The organism is Bacillus sp. NP157 (genome assembly GCA_018889975.1).
Taxonomy (GTDB): domain Bacteria; phylum Pseudomonadota; class Gammaproteobacteria; order Xanthomonadales; family Rhodanobacteraceae; genus Luteibacter.
Map to the genome: position 1 here is coordinate 4,092,501 of CP076546.1, position 19,290 is coordinate 4,111,790.

9 protein-coding genes and 2 rRNA genes (1 of these 11 cut by a window edge) are annotated in these 19,290 nt (G+C 64.2%); 8 read left to right on the top strand and 3 right to left on the bottom strand.

Annotated features, from left to right (window positions below):
* The 4 genes from KPL74_18675 to KPL74_18690 form a co-directional block, all read left to right on the top strand.
* A 23S ribosomal RNA gene (locus KPL74_18675) occupies window positions 1–2,713 on the top strand (it extends 172 nt beyond the left edge of the window).
* A 120-nt stretch (window positions 2,714–2,833) separates the two neighbouring features.
* A 5S ribosomal RNA gene (rrf, locus tag KPL74_18680) occupies window positions 2,834–2,948 on the top strand.
* A gap of 222 nt (window positions 2,949–3,170) precedes the next feature.
* Complete coding sequence (locus KPL74_18685) at window positions 3,171–4,769, top strand: AAA family ATPase (GenBank protein ID QWT19758.1); 1,599 nt, start codon at window positions 3,171–3,173, stop codon at window positions 4,767–4,769.
* Window positions 4,769–5,455 carry a rhomboid family intramembrane serine protease gene (locus tag KPL74_18690; protein ID QWT19759.1) on the top strand — a complete coding sequence of 229 codons (687 nt, stop codon included), beginning with the start codon at window positions 4,769–4,771 and terminating at the stop codon, window positions 5,453–5,455. Before KPL74_18685 ends, KPL74_18690 begins: the two co-directional genes overlap by 1 nt.
* Here the strand turns inward: KPL74_18690 and KPL74_18695 are convergent.
* Complete coding sequence (locus tag KPL74_18695) at window positions 5,444–6,181, bottom strand: glutamine amidotransferase (GenBank protein ID QWT19760.1); 738 nt, start codon at window positions 6,179–6,181, stop codon at window positions 5,444–5,446. The two genes, KPL74_18690 and KPL74_18695, sit on opposite strands and share 12 nt — an antisense overlap.
* Before the next feature lie 3 nt (window positions 6,182–6,184).
* A complete protein-coding gene (locus tag KPL74_18700) occupies window positions 6,185–7,996 on the bottom strand; it encodes a GspE/PulE family protein (protein ID QWT19761.1) in 1,812 nt (603 codons plus the stop codon).
* 65 nt (window positions 7,997–8,061) lie between these two features.
* On the opposite strand from KPL74_18700, the gene glyQ reads away from it, so the two are divergent.
* Window positions 8,062–8,973, top strand: coding sequence for a glycine--tRNA ligase subunit alpha (gene glyQ, locus KPL74_18705; protein QWT19762.1), 912 nt, complete (start codon window positions 8,062–8,064; stop codon window positions 8,971–8,973).
* A complete protein-coding gene (gene glyS / locus KPL74_18710; GenBank protein QWT19763.1) occupies window positions 8,966–11,110 on the top strand; it encodes a glycine--tRNA ligase subunit beta in 2,145 nt (714 codons plus the stop codon). Before glyQ ends, glyS begins: the two co-directional genes overlap by 8 nt.
* A gap of 52 nt (window positions 11,111–11,162) precedes the next feature.
* Here glyS and KPL74_18715 read toward each other — a convergent pair whose 3' ends face one another.
* Complete coding sequence (locus KPL74_18715; protein ID QWT19764.1) at window positions 11,163–11,777, bottom strand: helix-turn-helix domain-containing protein; 615 nt, start codon at window positions 11,775–11,777, stop codon at window positions 11,163–11,165.
* Window positions 11,778–12,404: 627 nt separating this feature from the next.
* Between KPL74_18715 and KPL74_18720 the strand changes: the two genes are divergently transcribed.
* Window positions 12,405–15,416 (top strand): TonB-dependent receptor plug domain-containing protein, encoded by a 3,012-nt coding sequence (locus tag KPL74_18720; GenBank protein QWT19765.1) that lies wholly within the window; start codon window positions 12,405–12,407, stop codon window positions 15,414–15,416.
* A gap of 505 nt (window positions 15,417–15,921) precedes the next feature.
* Window positions 15,922–18,972 carry a TonB-dependent receptor gene (locus tag KPL74_18725; protein ID QWT19766.1) on the top strand — a complete coding sequence of 1,017 codons (3,051 nt, stop codon included), beginning with the start codon at window positions 15,922–15,924 and terminating at the stop codon, window positions 18,970–18,972.
* The last annotated feature ends 318 nt before the right edge of the window (window positions 18,973–19,290 follow it).

The following is a 19,290-nucleotide window of genomic DNA, read 5'->3' on the forward strand; positions in this document are numbered from 1 at the left end:
GCGAACCCGGGGAACTGAAATATCTAAGTACCCGGAGGAAAAGAAATCAACCGAGATTCCGTCAGTAGCGACGAGCGAACGCGGACTAGCCCAAAAGTGTCGTACATTCTAGTCGAACAGCGTGGAAAAGCTGGCCGTAGACGGTGATAGCCCGGTAGACGAAAGGGTGCATGGCATGAAATTGAGTAAGGCGGGGCACGTGAAACCTTGTCTGAACATGGGGGGACCATCCTCCAAGGCTAAATACTCCTGACTGACCGATAGCGAACTAGTACCGTGAGGGAAAGGCGAAAAGAACCCCGGAGAGGGGAGTGAAATAGACCCTGAAACCGTATACGTACAAGCAGTGGAAGCCCGCAAGGGTGACTGCGTACCTTTTGTATAATGGGTCAGCGACTTACTGTCAGTGGCAAGCTTAACCGTATAGGGGAGGCGAAGGGAAACCGAGTCTGAATAGGGCGAATAGTCTCTGGCAGTAGACCCGAAACCGAGTGATCTATCCTTGACCAGGTTGAAGGTGCGGTAACACGCACTGGAGGACCGAACCCACATCTGTTGCAATAGATGGGGATGAGTTGAGGATCGGAGTGAAAGGCTAAACAAACTCGGAGATAGCTGGTTCTCCTCGAAAGCTATTTAGGTAGCGCCTCGTGCGAACACTGTTGGGGGTAGAGCACTGTTATGGCTAGGGGGTCATTGAGACTTACCAAACCATGGCAAACTCCGAATACCAACACGTGATACACGGGAGACACACGGCGGGTGCTAACGTCCGTCGTGAAAAGGGAAACAACCCAGACCCGCAGCTAAGGTCCCAAAGTCATAGCTAAGTGGAAAACGATGTGGAAAGGCATAGACAGCCAGGAGGTTGGCTTAGAAGCAGCCACCCTTTAAAGAAAGCGTAATAGCTCACTGGTCGAGTCGGTCTGCGCGGAAGATTTAACGGGGCTAAGCTATGCACCGAAGCTCGGGGTGTACAGATTTTGATCTGTACGCGGTAGAGGAGCGTTCCGTAGGCCTGTGAAGGTGAGTCGTAAGGCTTGCTGGAGGTATCGGAAGTGCGAATGCTGACATGAGTAACGATAAAGGGGGTGAAAAGCCCCCTCGCCGAAAGCCCAAGGTTTCCTCGCGCAACGTTCATCGGCGCAGGGTGAGTCGGCCCCTAAGGCGAGGCAGAAATGCGTAGTCGATGGGAAGCAGGTTAATATTCCTGCACTTTTCTACAGTGCGATGTGGGGACGGAGAAGGTTAGGTCTACCAGGCGTTGGTTGTCCTGGGGAAAGGCGGTAGGCATGATTCTTAGGCAAATCCGGGAATCTCTATGCCGAGCACCGAGACGAGTCCTATGAGGACGAAGTGACTGACACCACGCTTCCAGGAAAAGCCACTAAGCTTCAGCTGTAGAAAAACCGTACCGTAAACCGACACTGGTAGGCAGGGTGAGAATCCCAAGGCGCTTGAGAGAACTCGGGTGAAGGAACTAGGCAAAATGGCACCGTAACTTCGGGAGAAGGTGCGCCCCTTGGTGTGGTCACGTGCGTGACTGAGCATCGAGGGGTCGCAGTAACCTGGCCGCTGCGACTGTTTATCAAAAACACAGCACTCTGCAAACACGAAAGTGGACGTATAGGGTGTGACGCCTGCCCGGTGCTGGAAGGTTAATTGATGGGGTCAGCCGCAAGGCGAAGCTCTTGATCGAAGCCCCAGTAAACGGCGGCCGTAACTATAACGGTCCTAAGGTAGCGAAATTCCTTGTCGGGTAAGTTCCGACCTGCACGAATGGCGTAACGACAGCGGCGCTGTCTCCACCCGAGACTCAGTGAAATTGAAATCGCTGTGAAGATGCAGCGTTCCCGCGGCAAGACGGAAAGACCCCGTGAACCTTTACTATAGCTTTACACTGAACGTTGAGTTCTTCTGTGTAGGATAGGTGGGAGGCTACGAAACCAGGACGCTAGTTCTGGTGGAGCCATCCTTGAAATACCACCCTGAAGTGCTTGACGTTCTAACCTAGGTCCGTAATCCGGATCAGGGACCGTGTATGGTGGGTAGTTTGACTGGGGCGGTCTCCTCCCAAAGAGTAACGGAGGAGCACGAAGGTACGCTCAGCGCGGTCGGACATCGCGCACTGTGTGCAAAGGCATAAGCGTGCTTGACTGCGAGATCGACGGATCAAGCAGGTACGAAAGTAGGTCTTAGTGATCCGGTGGTTCTGTATGGAAGGGCCATCGCTCAACGGATAAAAGGTACTCCGGGGATAACAGGCTGATACCGCCCAAGAGTTCATATCGACGGCGGTGTTTGGCACCTCGATGTCGGCTCATCACATCCTGGGGCTGTAGCCGGTCCCAAGGGTATGGCTGTTCGCCATTTAAAGTGGTACGCGAGCTGGGTTCAGAACGTCGTGAGACAGTTCGGTCCCTATCTGTCGTGGGCGTTGGAGATTTGAGAGGGGCTGCTCCTAGTACGAGAGGACCGGAGTGGACGTTCCGCTGGTGTTCGGGTTGTCATGCCCATGGCATTGCCCGGTAGCTACGAACGGAAGCGATAACCGCTGAAAGCATCTAAGCGGGAAGCGCGCCTCAAGATGAGATCTCCCGAGAGCTAGACTCTCCTTAAGGCACCATCAAGACTAGGTGGTTGATAGGCACGGTGTGGAAGTGCAGCAATGCATTGAGCTTACGTGTACTAATGAGCCGTGAGGCTTGACCATATAACCCCAAGACGCTTCACCGTCTTAACTCAAGCTTCGATCCGGACGTTCCCGGACGCTTGTCACTCGTTTACACCCTCTGTGGAGCCGGCGCTCAAAAAGCGCTGCTCCCACCCCTTCCCTGGCGGCTATAGCGGCGTGGTCCCACCTGATCCCATCCCGAACTCAGAAGTGAAACGCGCATGCGCCGATGGTAGTGTGGCTCAAGCCATGCAAGAGTAGGTCACCGCCAGGGGCTTTATCCCGGAAACCCGGTCTCATCTGAGACCGGGTTTTCTTTTGCCTGCGTTTTGGCATCCCCGATCGCCGGATCGCTGTAGGAGCGCGCCTGCGCGCGATTTGCCCCTCGGCCTCACCGCTTCGTTGGCCATCGCGCGCAGGCGCGCTCCTACATGTCTTTGGCTTTCGCGCGCAGGCGCGCTCCTACAAAACTGGTCTGATCGGCTACTCTAGGCCTATGTATCTACAGACCTTTGGGCTGCGCGAACCGCCGTTTGGCGAAGCACCGGATCCGCGTTTCGCGTGTCTTTTCACGCGCGAGCGCGAGGTCCTGGCGCACGTCGAATACGAGCTCGGCGCCAGCAACCACAGCGTCACCCTGCTCACGGGCGAAGCTGGCATCGGCAAGACCCTGCTCTGCATGCTTATCGAGGCTGACGCGCCCCAGCACGGGGTGCGCCCGGTGCGTCACGGCGCGGGCGATTACGCCCTCGAACCGATCGCCTGGCTGCGTTCGATGTACGCGGGTTTCGGCCTGCCGCTACCCCTCAGCGCCGAAGCCAATACGCAGGAACACCTGGTCGATGGCCTCGCGCTGGGCCTCGGTCGGCTGGCCCATCACGTCAACCATCGCTTCCTCCTGATCCTCGACGATGCCGACCGGTTGGGCGACGATGACCTGGCTATCGTCGAAAGACTGCTGATCGCGAGCGAGAAAGCCAACGCGCCTTTCCACCTCGTCCTCGCCGGCTTGCCGGCGTTACGCGAGCGGCTCACGGGTACCCATGCTCCGTCGATCGCGCGCCATGTACGCAGCCGTTTGCCGCTCGGACCGCTGACCGCGGACGAGAGCGAACGCTACGTACGCCACCGCCTGCATGTCGCCGGCACGGCCCAGATGCCCTTCAGCCGGCTCGGCCTGCGCTCGCTCCGCGACGATGGCAAGGGCAATCCCAAACGGTTGAATGCCCTGGCCCAGCGCGCGCTCGAACGCGCGGCCGAACGCGGCGAACAATCCATCGGCGAGCGCGCCCTGGGCTTCGTCGCCCGCGAAGTGCTGCCGCAGTACGCACGGTATTGGCTGCGTCGCTACCGCAAGCCGATCCTCGCGATCACGGCCGTGCTCGCCGTCGTCTTCGTCAGCGGCTTCGGCATCTGGGTGTTCACCGGCCATAGCCCGTCTCGCCCGAAGAGCTTCGTCACCGTGAGCCCCGACCAGGCGCTGGCCAAGTTGCAGGACGCGTTGCCACCGCCGGAAACTGGCCAGCTGCGCGTGTGGGGCGAACTGCTCGCACGCTGGCAGGTGTCGTCCAAGGAAACCTCGGTAGCCAACGCGGTCAACTGCGACGCGATCATCTTCCCCGGCTTCGCCTGCGTGAGCGGGCGCGGGACCCTGGACCAGCTACGCCACTTCGATCGGCCGCTCGTGCTCGAGCTGGACGAGGCGCACGCGAAGCAACAGGTCCTGCTGGTCGGCGCCGGCGACGAAGCGGTCCGCTTGTACCTCGGCAACAAGTATGTCGAGCTCACTCGCGACGCTTTCGAGCGCATCTGGAAAGGCCGCTTCTATGCGGTGTTCCGTGTCGATCCGGCCATGCCGGGGAAACTTGCGCGTGGCAGCAGCGGCGACGGCATGCACTGGCTGCTGGGCCACCTGCCGGGCGCGATCCCGCACGCGACCGAGCCGACCAGCTTCGACACCGGCGTGGAGACGCGCGTACGCAACGTCCAGCAGCGCTTCGGCATTTCCGCCGACGGCGTGGTCGGTCCGGAAACCATGTTCGCGCTGTCGGCGCTTGAATCCGAAGGGCCCCATCTCACCCGCGGCGTGCCGTGATGATGTTCGTCCGGGTCGACACACGCCGGCGCTCGCGCGTGTGCTGGGCAACGATGCTCATCGTCATGGTCTGCGTCGTGTGTTTCGTCGGCCTGGCCCTGGCCGGCCGCACCGAGCGCATGGCGATCATGCTGCATTGGGGCACGGTGCCGGCGCACCTGTTCGGCACTGGCCTGCCTTTGTGGCAACAGATCAGCGATCCGGCCCTGCTGCGCCTGTTCACGGCGCTGTTCATCCATGGTGGATGGTTGCACCTGCTCAGCAACCTGCTCTTCCTGGTGATCTTCAGCCTACCCGCCGAGCGTAGCCTCGGCTCGCCGCGCTTCCTGCTCCTGTTCCTGCTCGGTGGCGTCGTCGCCAACCTGATCGGCGCGATCTCACTGACCGGCGCCCTCGTGGCGATCATCGGCTGCAGTGGCGCCGTGTCGGCGGTGGTCGGCGCCTACGTCACGCTGTTTCCGCGGGCCAGGCTCGGCCTGGTCGTCCCGCTGGGGCTTTATCTCGAATTCGTCCGCGTACCCGCCTTCGTCCTCATCGGCATCTGGGCGCTGGTCCAGCTGCTTTTCAGCTACGGCGGGGCGAGCTATGGCGCCGTCGTGTGGTGGACCCACATCGGCGGCTTCCTGTTCGGCATCGTCTTCGCGTTCTTCTCGCGGGGCGCGATCGAGCGACGCCTACGCGGCTGACGATGCCTGCGCCGTGGCCAGGTGCGTGCGGACGAAATGGCGGAGCAGGCCGGTCGCATGCGGCGTGGCGACCACCGCCGCCAACATCGCCGCCGGCGGCGTGCCCTCGCTGGCCAGCACGTCATGCTTGCGACGGATGTAGGCGCGCATTACCTCGGCCGAGAACTCCGGGTGGAACTGCGTGCTCACCGCGTGTTTGCCATAGCGGACCAGGTGGTTCGGATCGCGCGCGGACCGGGCGAGCGAGACCGCGCCCCGTGGCAGTTCGAGCACGCTCTGCTCGTGCGTCGTATGCGCATGGAACGTCTGTGGCAGCGCCGCGCCAAGTTCATCGGCAGCCGCCCCGGCCTGGATCGCCAGCGGCACCGTGCCCATCTCGCGACCGCCCGGCAGGTAATCGACACGCCCGCCCAGGGCGTGCGACATCAGCTGGTGGCCGTAGCAGACCCCCAGCAGCGGCAGGTCGGCGTCCATGGCATGGCGGATCCAGCCGGCCGTGCGTTCGCTCCACGGCAGCCGCTCGGTCACCATCGATGCCGAGCCGGTGAGGATCGCACCGGCGACGTCGTCGGGATCGGGCAGCGCGTCGCCGCGCTCCACGTCGACCACCTGCAGGCGTGGCGCGCGCAGGCGCAGGCCGAGCTGGAACCAGCGTGGAAAATCGCCGTGGCGTTCGCTGATGACGTCCGGGGCGCGCCCGGTGCGGACGATGAGGAGAGGCTTCATGGCTTACGTTGCGTCGTCGATATCGGAAGGAGGCAGGACATTGAGTACTTCGCGCACGGTGGTCAGCCCCGCGGCGACCTGCGCGGCGGCGGAAATGCGCAGCGGCTTCATGCCTTCGCGCAAGGCCACGGCATTGAAGCGCGCGAGGTCCAGCTCGGCGGTGATCTGCGCCCGTAGTTTGGGCGAGATAGGCATCATTTCGTACACGCCGGTACGCCCGAGGAAACCGGTCTTGCGGCATTCGAGGCAACCGACCGGCGCGAACACCCGCTCGGGCAGCGGCACGTCCCAGCCGTGGGTGAGCGCGCGCCATTCATCCGCATCCTGGGTGGTCGCCTGCTTGCAGTGCGGGCACAGCGTGCGCACGAGGCGCTGCGCCACCACGCCGGCCAGCGTCGACTGGATCAGGTAATGCGGCACGCCCAGGTCGAGCAGTCGGGTGACCGCGCTGGGCGAATCATTGGTATGCAGCGTGGACAACACCATGTGCCCGGTCAGCGATGCCTGCACCGCCATCTGCGCGGTTTCCAGGTCGCGCACCTCGCCGACCATGATGATGTCGGGATCCTGGCGCAGCAGCGTACGCACGCCCGCGGCGAAGTCGAGGTCGATCGCCGGCTGCACCTGCATCTGGTTCAGCTCGGGGGAAACCATTTCGATCGGGTCTTCCACCGTGCAGACGTTCAGCTCCGGCCGGGCCAGGTGCTTCAGCGTCGAATAGAGCGTGGTCGTCTTGCCCGAGCCGGTGGGCCCGGTCACCAGCACGATGCCGTGCGGGCGCTCCACCATCGCGCGCCAGATGCGGTCTTCCTCAGGCGCAAAGCCGAGCTGGCTGAAATCCTTCATCACCAGGTCGGGATCGAAGATACGCATCACGACCTTTTCGCCGAACGCCGTCGGCATCGTCGAGATACGCAGTTCCACTTCGCGGCCGGCGACGGAGCGCGTCTTGATGCGACCGTCCTGCGGGCGGCGCTTTTCGGCGACGTCCATGCGCGACAGGATCTTGATGCGCGAGGTCACGGCCGTCATCACCGGCGGCGGCAGTTCGAACACCTTCTGCATCACGCCGTCGATGCGGAAGCGCATCTGTCCCGCCTCGCGGCGCGGCTCGAGGTGGATATCCGACGCGCGCTGCTCGAACGCGTACTGCAGCAGCCAGTCCACGATGTGGACGACGTGGCGATCGTCGGCGCCGAGTTCGCCACCCTTGCCCAGCTCGAGCAGCTGCTCGAAGTTGATGATCTTCGACGACGCGTCCTGGCCCTTCGCATCCTGCGCCAGCTGGATGGAGCGCTGCACGCCGTAGAACTCGAGCAGGTAGCGATTGATGTCGATCGGGTTGGAGACCACCCGGCGGATGTCCCGGCGCAGCATGTGGCCGAGGTCCTGCGCCCAGTTGCTGTCGAAGGGTTCCGCGCTGGCGAAGGTCACCTCGTTGGGCGACGCCGCCACGGGCAGGATCCGGTGGCGCTGGGCATAGGCGCTGCTGACCACCTGGGTGACCTGGGCCACGTTGACCTTCATCGGGTCGATCTTCAGGTAGGGCAGGTTGGCCTTGCCGGCCAGCCACTCCACCAGCATCTCCAGGCTGATCGGACGGCCGGGATCGCGCCGGTTCTCCAGCTTGCTGTTGGCGATGAGGACGAGCGGGTGCAACTCGATCGCGCTTTTGCCCGAGCGCGAGCCGGCACGGACGCGCTTGGCGTCGTCGCCGGTGAGGAACCCGTCCACCACGAGGGAGGCCAGCACCTCTTCAAGTTCCAGTCGGCCACGACGCCCGAGCAGGGCGGCGTGTTGCGGATTGACTGCCATGCGATCCAACCCTGTAAATAGGCTACGCCGTTATACTAGCCCGCTTTATCAAGGACCCGGGAACCATGTCCGCGCCCACCTTCCAAGACGTGATCCAAACCCTGAACCGCTACTGGGCGGCGCAGGGCTGCGTGCTCATGCAGCCGCTCGACACCGAGGTCGGCGCCGGTACGTTTCATCCGGCCACGTTCCTGCGATCCCTCGGACCGGAACCCTGGGCTGCCGCTTACGTGCAGCCGAGCCGCCGGCCTACGGATGGCCGCTACGGCGACAACCCCAACCGCCTGCAGCACTACTACCAGTACCAGGTGGTGCTCAAGCCGAATCCCGACAACATCCTCGAGCTGTACATCGGCTCGCTGAAGGCGCTCGGCATCGACCCGCTGGTGCACGACCTGCGCTTCGTCGAAGACAACTGGGAATCGCCGACGCTGGGCGCCTGGGGCCTCGGCTGGGAAGTCTGGCTGAACGGCATGGAAGTCACCCAGTTCACCTACTTCCAGCAGGCGGGCGGCCTGGAATGCCGCCCGGTCACCGGTGAAATCACCTATGGCCTCGAGCGCATGGTGATGTACCTGCAGAACGTGGACAGCGTCTACGACATCGTCTGGACGCACGCGCCGCATGGCGTGGTGACCTACGGCGACGTGTTCCACCAGAACGAAGTGGAACAGAGCACCTATAACTTCGAATATGCCAACGTCCCGGAGCTGTTGCACTGGTTCGACGTGTGCGAAGGCGAGGCGGGCAAGCTGATTGCCGCCAACCTGCCGTTGCCGGCCTACGAGCAGGTGTGCAAGGCCAGCCACGCCTTCAACCTACTGGACGCGCGCCGCGCGATCAGCGTGACCGAGCGCCAGCGCTACATCCTGCGCGTGCGTACCCTTGCACGCGGCGTGGCCGAGGCCTACGTCGCCCAGCGCGAACGGCTCGGTTTCCCCGGCCTGAAGAACGACAAGGAGGCCGCCCATGGCTGACCAGCGCCTGCCGCTCATGATCGAGCTCGGCACCGAAGAACTCCCGCCGAAGGCACTGGACGATCTCGCCGGCGCTTTCGCGCGCGGTGTCGTCGAAGGCCTGGAGAAGCGCGGCGTCGCCGGCGATTACGCCGCGGCGAGCACCTACGCATCGCCGCGCCGCCTGGCCGTGCACATCCCGGCCGTCGCCGTCGCGCAGCCGGAACAGAACGTCGAACGCCGCGGCCCCGCCGTGAACGCGAGCATCGGCGCCGACGGCGAGCCGTCGAAGGCACTGGTCGGTTTCGCCCAGTCCTGCGGCGTCGACGTGTCCGCGCTGGAAAAGCTCGAAACCGACAAGGGCGCGTGGTTCGTGTTCCGCGCCGTGAAGGCCGGCCAGCCCACCGCAGCCCTGCTGCAGGAAGTGGTCGGCGAGGCACTCAAGGCGCTGCCGATTCCCAAGGCCATGCGCTGGGGTAATCGCGAAGACAGCTTCGTGCGTCCCGTGCATACCTTGCTGATGCTGCATGGCGCCGACGTGGTCGAGGGCAGCGTGCTGGGCCTGGCCAGTGGCCGGTCCAGCCTGGGCCACCGCTTCCACCACCCGGAGCCGGTCGAGGTCGCCCACGCCGACGCGTGGCTGGACACCCTGCGCCAGGCCCACGTGCTGGCCGATCCCGCCGAGCGCCGCGAGCGCGTGCGCAGCGAGGTCGCCCGCGTGGCCGCCGGCGGCACGCCGCGCCTCTCCGACGACCTGCTCGACGAAATCGCCAACCTCACCGAATGGCCGGTCGGCATCGCCTGCACCTTCGAGCGCGACTTCCTCGAAGTGCCGCCGGAGGCACTGGTCACCACCATGGAAACGAACCAGAAGTTCGTGCCCGTGTTCGACCAGGCCGGCAAGCTCACCGAACACTTCATCGGCGTGGCCAACATCGAAAGCCGCGACCCGGCCGAGATCCGCAAGGGCTACGAGCGGGTCATCCGTCCGCGCTTCGCCGATGCGAAGTTCTTCTGGGACGGCGACCTGAAAACGCCGCTGGCCGATAACCAGGAAGCGCTCAAGAGCGTGACCTACCAGCAGTCGCTGGGCAGCCTGTGGGACAAGACGGTGCGCGTGGCCGAACTGGCCCGGGTCATCGCCAACCGGGTCGGCGTCGACGCCGGCCAGGCCACCCATGCGGCCGCGCTGGCCAAGTGCGACCTGCTGACCCGCATGGTCGGCGAGTTCCCGGAACTGCAGGGCGTGATGGGCCGGTACTACGCCACTCGCCAGGGCATCGATGCCGAGGTGGCCGAGGCGCTCGACAGCTTCTACCAGCCGCGCTTCGGTGGCGACGCCATCGCCGCGGGCAAGGTCGGCCAGGTGCTGGCCGTGGCCGAGCGCCTGGACACCCTCGCCGGCATCTTCGCCGTGGGCATGAAGCCCAGCGGCAACAAGGATCCGTTCGCGCTGCGTCGCGCGGCGCTGGGCCTGGCCCGTACCCTGATCGAAGGTGGCCTGGACATCGACCTGCGCGCCGCCCTGGTCGAAGCCTTCGAGATGGTGCCCGAGGCGGCCTTCGTGGCCGGCGTGAAGCCGGGCAAGGACGGCAAGGCGCCGGTCGTGGACATCGGTGCGCGCAGGCGTGAACTCGGCGACGAGGTGCACGCCTTCGTGCTCGATCGCCTGCGTGGTTACTACACCGAGCAGGGCTTCAGCGTGGACCAGTTCGAATCGGTGCTGGCGGTGTCGCCGGCCACCCTGCCGGACTTCGACCGCCGCCTGCGCGCCGTCGCCGGGTTCGGCCGCCGCAGCGAGGCCGCCAGCCTGGCCGCCGCGAACAAGCGCGTGGCCAACATCCTGCGCAAGCAGGCCGAGGAAGCCAACGCCGCGCCGATCCCGGCCCAGGTCGATCCCGTGCACTTCGAGTTCGATGCGGAGCGCGAGCTGCATGCCGCCCTCGAGGCCGCCCGGGCAGACACCCGTGCGCTGCTGGCCACGGCGGATTACACGGGCACGCTGGCCCGCCTGTCCGCACTGCAGGCCCCGGTCGATCGGTTCTTCGACGACGTGCTGGTCAACGCGGACGATCCCGCCGTGCGGGCCAACCGGCTGGCCTTGCTGGCCCAGCTCAAGGCCTCGTTCGGCGCCATCGCCGACATCTCGCGCCTGTAAGGCGCGATGCGACGGGTAGGAGCGGCGCGATCCGCTCCTACCGGCTCGCCGTTCAGGCGGCGACCATGCCCGGCTCGTCGCTGATCCGCGACATCACGGTGCGGCGGAACGCGATCACCCGGTCCGCGTAGTCCGACTCGCTGGAGCGACCCAGGATCGCGTACATCTCGGCGACCAGGTCGGCATGCCGCACCGGCGAGAACCGGCTACCGGCCATTTCGATGTCCGACTGGAGCAGCTTCATCGCCGCGGCCAGTCGCGACGGGTCGAGCACGCCCGGGACCGATGCCTGCACGTGGTGGTGGTCGTCGCGGCCGCGAGCGGACTCCGACGTCTCCACGCGCCCCGTAGAATCTTCGGTGTTGGCGTCCAGCACCATCGGGCCTTCGCCCGCGGCCAGCCACACCAGCGAAATGCCCAGCGTGCGGGCCATGGTCACGCAACGACCACGCGACGGGTCGGTGTTGCCATCGCGCCAGCTGCGCACCACGCCCTCGGAAAAGCCACAGCGGCGTGCGATGTCGCTCACGCTGCCATTCATCTTGATGACCTGCCGTACCCGGCTTGCGAACGACGATGCCGGAACATCGCCGCCGGCGCGGCCGGTGGTCTCGAAGCTGCCACCGGCGGCGTCGGCCAGGAAGGATCCCCTCGAATTGTCATTCATGCGCTTGGAACCTCTTGGATTTGGATTAGCCGCCCCCCGGCGTCTCCGCGCAACAACGCGCGAGCGTGGTTACGGTGTACACGGAAATACCTTCGATGGCCTTTCATTTGAGAAGTTTCGTAATCAGAGGGCCTTGTGCCCGACTTTACGACTCTTCGGCGCCGGAAACGTGCGATCGAAAAGGCCCCAAACCTAGGAATGACCGCGTTTTTGCCTAGGAATGTTTCCTAGGCGTGAAAATGCAGGGTGCCCTACCCGGAAAACGTGCCTCTTCGCAAATGCCTGACAGATAAGCCGATTTTTCTGCCCGGCCTACGCATGCTAATGCGTAAGTAATTGCTGTGTAGGGTATTTTTTGCGAATTTCCTTTGTTGTGGATCGCAAAATCCTGCGATATACGTTTCCCGCGGCGACATAACGGGGAAGGCCGCAAGGGGGAGCAGGGTTCAGCCCAGGTGCCGTCCAGGCCCGCGAGCAGCGGTGCCGCGGCCCGCGGCCACGCGCCCGCTTCGTCGAAACACGACTGCCAGTTCCCGGCCTTGCAAGAGGCCGGGCGGGAAAGTGCGCCCGTTTTTTCTGCGGGCACCCGAAGGGGGGTGCCTTGTCCATTCTGGGGGAGACGATTTGATGAAGGTTCTGACACACGGTTTCCGGCCGCATCGCCGGACCGCACTTGCCATCGCGCTGGGTGCAAGCCTTGCAGCCGGCGGCGTTTACGCACAGTCCAATGCGTCGGGCGTGATCTTCGGCCATGCCGACAACGCCGATGGTGCGGTCGTCCGCATCGTCAACCAGGACACCGGCCTGTCGCGCGAAGTGCCGCTGCCGGCCGATGGCCGCTATCGCGCCACCTCGCTGCCGGTCGGCCGTTACAAGGTGACCCTCGAGCGCAGCGGCGCCGTGGCGGAAAGCCGCGACGTGCAGGTCAACATCGGCACCGGCACGGACGTGTCGTTCGTGGCGGCCGCCAGTGCCGCCGCCGCGACCAGCCTCGAAGGCGTGCAGGTCACCGGCACGGCCATGCCTGCGATCGACGTCTCGTCGGTCGACTCGCGCACTGTGCTCACTGCCGACCAGCTGCAGCGCATCCCCGTCGCGTCCAACGTCAACGCCGCCGCCCTGCTGGCGCCGGGCGTGGTCAGCGGCGACTCGCGCTACGGTGGCGTCGTCACCTTCGGCGGCGCGTCGGCTGCGGAAAACCAGTACTACATCAACGGTTTCGCGGTGACCAACCCGCTGACCGGCCTCGGCTTCGCGACGCTGCCGTTCGATGCGATCGACCAGCAGCAGATCCTTACCGGCGGCTACGGCGCCGAGTACGGCCGCTCCACCGGCGGCGTGGTCAACCTGACCACCAAGCGCGGCGGCAACACGTGGAAGTTCGGCGCCCAGGCGCAGTGGAGCCCGCGTTCGCTGAAGGCCAACCCGCGCAACATCTACTACCCGAAGACCTCCGGCCAGGTCACCGACGGCACGATCTACCAGTACCGCGAGGGCAACAAGACCACCGACCTGCTCTATGGCCTCTACTTCAGCGGCCCGCTGATCAAGGACAAGCTCTTCGTCTACGCCGCCGCCGACGTGGTCCGCACCGACAAGTCCGACGGCGTGACCAACGTGCTGACCAAGACCTCGTTCGATGGCCCCCTGAAGGCCAACCACTGGGTCGGCAAGGTCGACTGGAACATCACCGACAGCCACATCCTCGAACTCACCGGCATCGGCGACACCAACCTCAACGACACCAAGATCTATTCGTACGACTACGCGACCAACTCGCGCACGCGCCTGCTCGGCTCGGAGCACCAGAAGAACATCGGCACGGCGAACTCCACGCCGGGCGGCATCATGTACATCGGCAAGTACACCGGTTACATCACCGACTCGCTGACCGTCGATGCCCTCTACGGCCACAGCTCGACCAAGCACGTCGACGATATCTCCGGCGCCGCTGGCGTCACCTGCCCGAACATCGTCGATAACCGCAACGTGCCGGCCGCCCTCAAGCGCGTCAGCTGCGCGCCGGTGCAGGGCAACCTGATCGCCCCGGGTGCCGAGGACAAGGTCAAGAACTGGCGCTTCGATATCCAGTACACGCTGGGTGACCACGACCTGCGTGTCGGTATCGATAACCAGACGGCGGAATCCTACGGCGGCCTCGCCGTGCAGGGTGGTGCGCTGTGGACGTACAGCAACCCGCCGGCCTCCGGTGCCATCCCGGGCTTCCCCGAACTGGCGATCCCCGCCGGCACGACGGAAATCGCCCGTCGCCAGATCTTCCGCGCGGCCGGTAACGTCAAGGTCGAACAGGAAGCGCAGTTCATCGAAGACCACTGGCAGGTCACGCAGAACTGGCTGGCCTACATCGGCCTGCGCAACGAGCAGTTCAAGAACTTCAACACCGACGGCGTGGTGTTCGTGAAGCAGCGCCACCAGCTGGCACCGCGCCTGGGCGTCACGTGGGACGTGTTCGGCGACAGCACCCTGAAGGTCTATGCCAACGCCGGCCGCTACCACCTGGCCATCCCGTCCAACGTGGCCATCCGTGGCGCGGGCCCGCAGCTGTTCGAACGCCAGTACTTCGTCTATTCCGGTGTCGATCCGGTCACCAGCGCACCGATCGGGCCCACCCCGATCTCCGACATCCACTACGCCAACGGCGCGGATGGCACGGCGCCCGATCCGAAGACGCTGTCGGCGAAGGACCTCAGTGCCTACTACCAGGATGAGTACATCCTCGGCTTCGATAAGCAGATCAACAGCGAGTGGACGGTCGGTGCGAAGGCCACCTACCGCAAGCTGAAAAGCATCATCGACGACATGTGCGATACGCGTCCGATCGAGGCATGGGCCGACGCGAACGGCGTGACGATCAGCCCGGACGCCGCCATCCCCGGCTGCCTGCTGTTCAACCCGGGCAAGGGCAACACGTTCACCATCGACCTCGACAACGATGGCACCTACGAGAACGTCAAGCTCAACAAGAAAGACCTCGGCTTCCCGGACCTCAAGCGCAAGTACCTCGCGTTGAACATGTACGTGGAGCACCAGTTCAACAAGGAGTTCTACGGCCGCGCCGAGTACGTCTGGTCGCACAGCTTCGGTAACTCCGAAGGCCTGCTTAAGTCCGACATCGGCCAGCTCGATCCGTCGGTCACCCAGGACTGGGATTTCCCGGAACTGATGATCGGCTCGAACGGCCCGCTGCCGAGCGATCGTCGCCACCAGCTGAAAGCTTACGGCTATTGGCAGGCCACGCCGGAATGGCTGTTCGGCGCGAACCTGTCGGCCGTGTCGGGTCGTCCGAAGAACTGCCTGGGCATCCGTGATCCGGACATCTACCAGTACGGCTCGTCGTACTTCTACTGCAACGGCGAAGAGGCCCCGCGTGGGTCGCGTGGTCGCCTGCCGTGGACCTACCAGCTGGCGCTGAACGCGGAATACCGTCCGGCCTACTTCAACCACGACCTCGCGCTGAAGATCGACGTCTTCAACGTGTTCAACCAGCAGCGCGAGCAGAACATCGACGAAACGTACCAGACCGGTGACGGCACCCTGAGCGCCACCTACGGTCGTCCGTTGAGCTTCTCCACGCCGCGCAGCTTCCGCCTGACGGCGCGTTACGACTTCTCGCTCTGACCAAGGCGGCAGCAACTTTGTAACTACAACAAGTGGCCGCACGGTCCTCCCACCGTGACGGCCCCCCAAGGATGACTCCCCAGATCGCCCCGGCTCGCACCCGGGGCTTTTTTTTCGCCTAGGAATTTTTCGTACCCGGAACGTGGCATTTTTTGTTCTTGCCGGAAACGACCATGACTTAAGTCATTGATCTTTTTCTCAATCCGGTTGAGAGGCGTGGGATATTGCGGCGTAAGTAATTGCCTTAGCACGTAATTTCTTAGGCATTTTCATTGTTGTTACAGATCCGTGAACACCGTATACAGGTGTCGTGCGACGCCATCAGGCGGCGCCACAGGGGAAGGGGGATTCCCGAAACACGCCACGTGACCCGGCCAGGCGCCGGGGCGGAAGCGTGCACGGGTATCACGTCACAAACGGTACGTCATCCACCGCGATCGCCTTCGATCGTGGCGGGAAAGTGCTGCCAATTTTCGGGCCGTCGTTCGGCCATCGGGGAAACTACGTGAATAACGCTTCGTTCAACGGCAACCGCATGTTGCGCAGGTCAACCCTGGCGCTGGCCATGGGCATGTCCCTGGCCGCAGGCGGCGTGCATGCCCAGTCCAACGCCACCGGCACCATCTTCGGCGCGGCGGCGCCGAATGCCACGGTGGTGGTGGAAAGCCCGGACACCGGCCTGCGCCGCGAGGTCCAGGCCGACAAGGATGGTCGCTACCGCGCCTCGTCCCTGCCGGTGGGCCGCTACAAGGTCAGCCTGATGAAGGACGGCGCGGTGGTCGACAGCCGCGACAACGTCCAGCTGACCATCGGTTCGGGCACGGAAGTGGCGCTCGGCGCCGCGGCCACGTCCGCCACCGCCAGCAACCTCGAAGGCATCTCGGTAAACGCCTCGGCGCTGCCCAGCATCGACGTCAGCGCGACCGACTCGCGCACCGTGTTCACCGCCGACCAGCTGCAGCGCATCCCGGTGCCGCGTGACGTCACGGCGGTGGCCCTGCTCACCCCGGGTGCCGTCGCCGGCGACTCGCGCTACGGCAACGTGCCCAGCTTCGGCGGCTCGGCCGTGTCGGACAACGCCTACTACATCAACGGTTACGCGGTGACCAACCCGCTGACCCAGATCGGCTTCTCGTCGCTGCCGTTCGACGCGATCGAGCAGGAGCAGGTGCTGACCGGCGGCTATGGCGCGGAATTCGGTCGCGCCACCGGCGGCGTGATCAACATCGTGACCAAGCGCGGCACCAACCAGTGGAAGGTGGGCGCCGAGCTGCGCTGGGAACCGCGCAGCCTGAAGGGCGATCCCAAGAACAACTACTACCAGCAGACCGGCAACCCGGAAAGCGGCACCCTGTACCAGCGCCGCGAGAACAACACGTCGTGGCGCGAAACCGCGTCGGCCTATGTCAGCGGCCCGCTGGTCAAGGACAAGCTGTTCTTCTACCTGACCGGTGAAAGCACCCGCCAGGAAGGCAGCACCGTGGCCAGCGTGGAAGCCAGCAAGCCCACCGCCTACGACCAGTACCGCTTCGACACGCCGCGCTGGCTGGGCAAGGTCGACTGGAACATCACCGACAACCACATCGTCGAAGTCACCGGCCTGTCGGACAAGACCAAGCGCGAGTACGCCGATTACGCCTACGACTACACGACCGACTCCCACGGCGACGTCAAGAACGACGCCGCGCGTTACAAGGACGGCGGCGAGGTCTACGTCGGCAAGTACACCGGTTACATCACCGACAACCTGACCGTGACGGCCCTGTACGGCCGCAGCGACCAGGTCCACATGATCACGCCCTCGGGCTCCAACGGCGCGAACCCGCAGGTGCTGCGCAGCGCGACCACCTCGACCCCGGCCGGCCTGGCCTTCAACCCGAACTACTCGGCCTACGTGCCGTCGGTGCCGGGTGCCGAAGACAAGACCCACGGCTGGCGCTTCGACATCGAATACCGCCTGGGCGACCACAGCCTGCGCGGCGGTATCGACAAGCAGAACCTCGAGTCCACCTCGGGCAGCAATGGCTATGCCGGTGGGCAGTACTGGCTGTACGGCCGCTCGACGCGTCCGAACAACCCGATCAGCACCGTCTATGGCCAGGCCTCCCCGGCCAGCGGCGGCGGCTACGGTACCCAGGGCTATTACGTCCGTCGCCGTGTCTTCAACACCTTCGCCTCGGTGGAAGTGAAGCAGTCCGCCCAGTACCTCGAAGACAACTGGCAGGCCACCGACAACCTGATGATCCAGGTCGGCCTGCGTAACGAGCAGTTCTCCAACTACAACGGCGACGGCGAGGCTTACGTCAAGCAGCGCCACCAGCTGGCCCCGCGCCTGGGTGCCTCGTGGGACGTCTACGGCGACTCGTCGCTGAAGGTCTACGCCAACGCCGGCCGCTACCACCAGCCGCTGCCGAACAACGTCGCCATCCGCGGCGCCTCGGCCTCGCTGTACACCAACCAGTACTTCACCTACACCGGCATCAACCCGGCCAACGGCGCACCCACCGGCCTGACCTCGCTGGGCGCCCCTTACTCCACCAACAACGAGCTGGGCCAGCCGAAGGATCCGAAGGGCGTCGCCTCGCAGACGCTGAAGCCGCAGTTCCAGGACGAGTACATCCTGGGCATGCAGCACCAGCTGACCCCGGCGTTCGACTGGGGTGCGAAGGTCACCTACCGCCGCCTGCGCAACATCATCGACGACTTCTGCGATGACCGTCCGATCGCCGACTGGGCCGAGCGCAACGGCAAGGAGTTCAACTTCCTGTTCACCTGCGCCCTGTTCAACCCGGGCCGCGGCGGCACCTGGAGCTGGGACGTCGATGGCGACGGCAAGGCCGAGCAGGTCCACCTCAGCGCGAAGGACCTGGGCTACCCGAAGCCGGAGCGTAAGTACCTCGCCCTGGACCTCTTCATGGAGCATCCGTTCGACGGTACGTGGTTCGGTCGCGTCGACTACACCCTGTCGCACAGCTTCGGTAACACCGAAGGTCCCGTGCTGTCCGACATCGGCCAGTCCGACGTCTCCGCGACCCAGTCGTGGGACTACCCGGAAATCATGGAGCACACCAACGGCAACCTGCCTAACGACCGCCGCCACTACCTGAAGGCCTACGGCTACTACCAGCTGACCCCGGAATGGTCGTTCGGTGCGACGGCCACGGCCGCCTCGGGTCGTCCGAAGAACTGCATCGGCCTGTACCCGGATTCGAACGACTACGCGTCGGGTTACGGTTCGTCGTTCTTCTACTGCGACTTCAGCGGCACGGGCGTCACCGGTGCCAACACCGTGGCCACGCCGCGCGGTTCGCAGGGTCGCCTGCCGTGGACCTACCGCCTGGACCTCAACGTCGGCTACCGCCCGAACTACTTCGACAACAAGCTGCTGCTGCAGGTCGACGTGCTCAACGTGGCCAACAGCCAGAAGGTGCAGAGCATCAACGAAACCCACGAGTCGACCTACAACGCCGGCGTCATCAACTCGTACGGCCGTCCGATCAGCTTCCAGGATCCGCGTACCGTCCGCCTGACCGCGCGCTACGACTTCTCGTTCTGATCACGGCAAAAAACCGTAAGTAACTACAACAAGTGGCTGCGCGGGCTCCCACCCGTGACAGCCACGACCCGAATGGACTCCCCAGGTAGCCCCGGCCCCAAGCCGGGGCTCTTTTTTTTCAAGTGATTGTTTCCTTTCTTGAAAGTTTCACCCTTATGTGTCATTTCGGTGCAATCGATGTCCATTCGGGTTGAGATACGGGTGTAAATAATTTGTTGACAGGGTGGTCAAGGTACGCCTAGATTCGGCTTCGGCGAAGTCCGTGTGGGCGTCTCGTGGATGCGAGAGGCTGGCCCGGGCGACGTTGTCGGACTTGTT

Bases quoted from the DNA above. Each gene is read 5' to 3' on its own strand.
- KPL74_18685 (QWT19758.1), top strand. From the start codon at position 3,171: ATGTATCTACAGACCTTTGGGCTGCGCGAACCGCCGTTTGGCGAAGCA.
- KPL74_18690 (QWT19759.1), top strand. From the start codon at position 4,769: ATGATGTTCGTCCGGGTCGACACACGCCGGCGCTCGCGCGTGTGCTGG.
- KPL74_18695 (QWT19760.1), bottom strand. From the start codon at position 6,181: ATGAAGCCTCTCCTCATCGTCCGCACCGGGCGCGCCCCGGACGTCATC.
- KPL74_18700 (QWT19761.1), bottom strand. From the start codon at position 7,996: ATGGCAGTCAATCCGCAACACGCCGCCCTGCTCGGGCGTCGTGGCCGA.
- glyQ (QWT19762.1), top strand. From the start codon at position 8,062: ATGTCCGCGCCCACCTTCCAAGACGTGATCCAAACCCTGAACCGCTAC.
- glyS (QWT19763.1), top strand. From the start codon at position 8,966: ATGGCTGACCAGCGCCTGCCGCTCATGATCGAGCTCGGCACCGAAGAA.
- KPL74_18715 (QWT19764.1), bottom strand. From the start codon at position 11,777: ATGAATGACAATTCGAGGGGATCCTTCCTGGCCGACGCCGCCGGTGGC.
- KPL74_18720 (QWT19765.1), top strand. From the start codon at position 12,405: ATGAAGGTTCTGACACACGGTTTCCGGCCGCATCGCCGGACCGCACTT.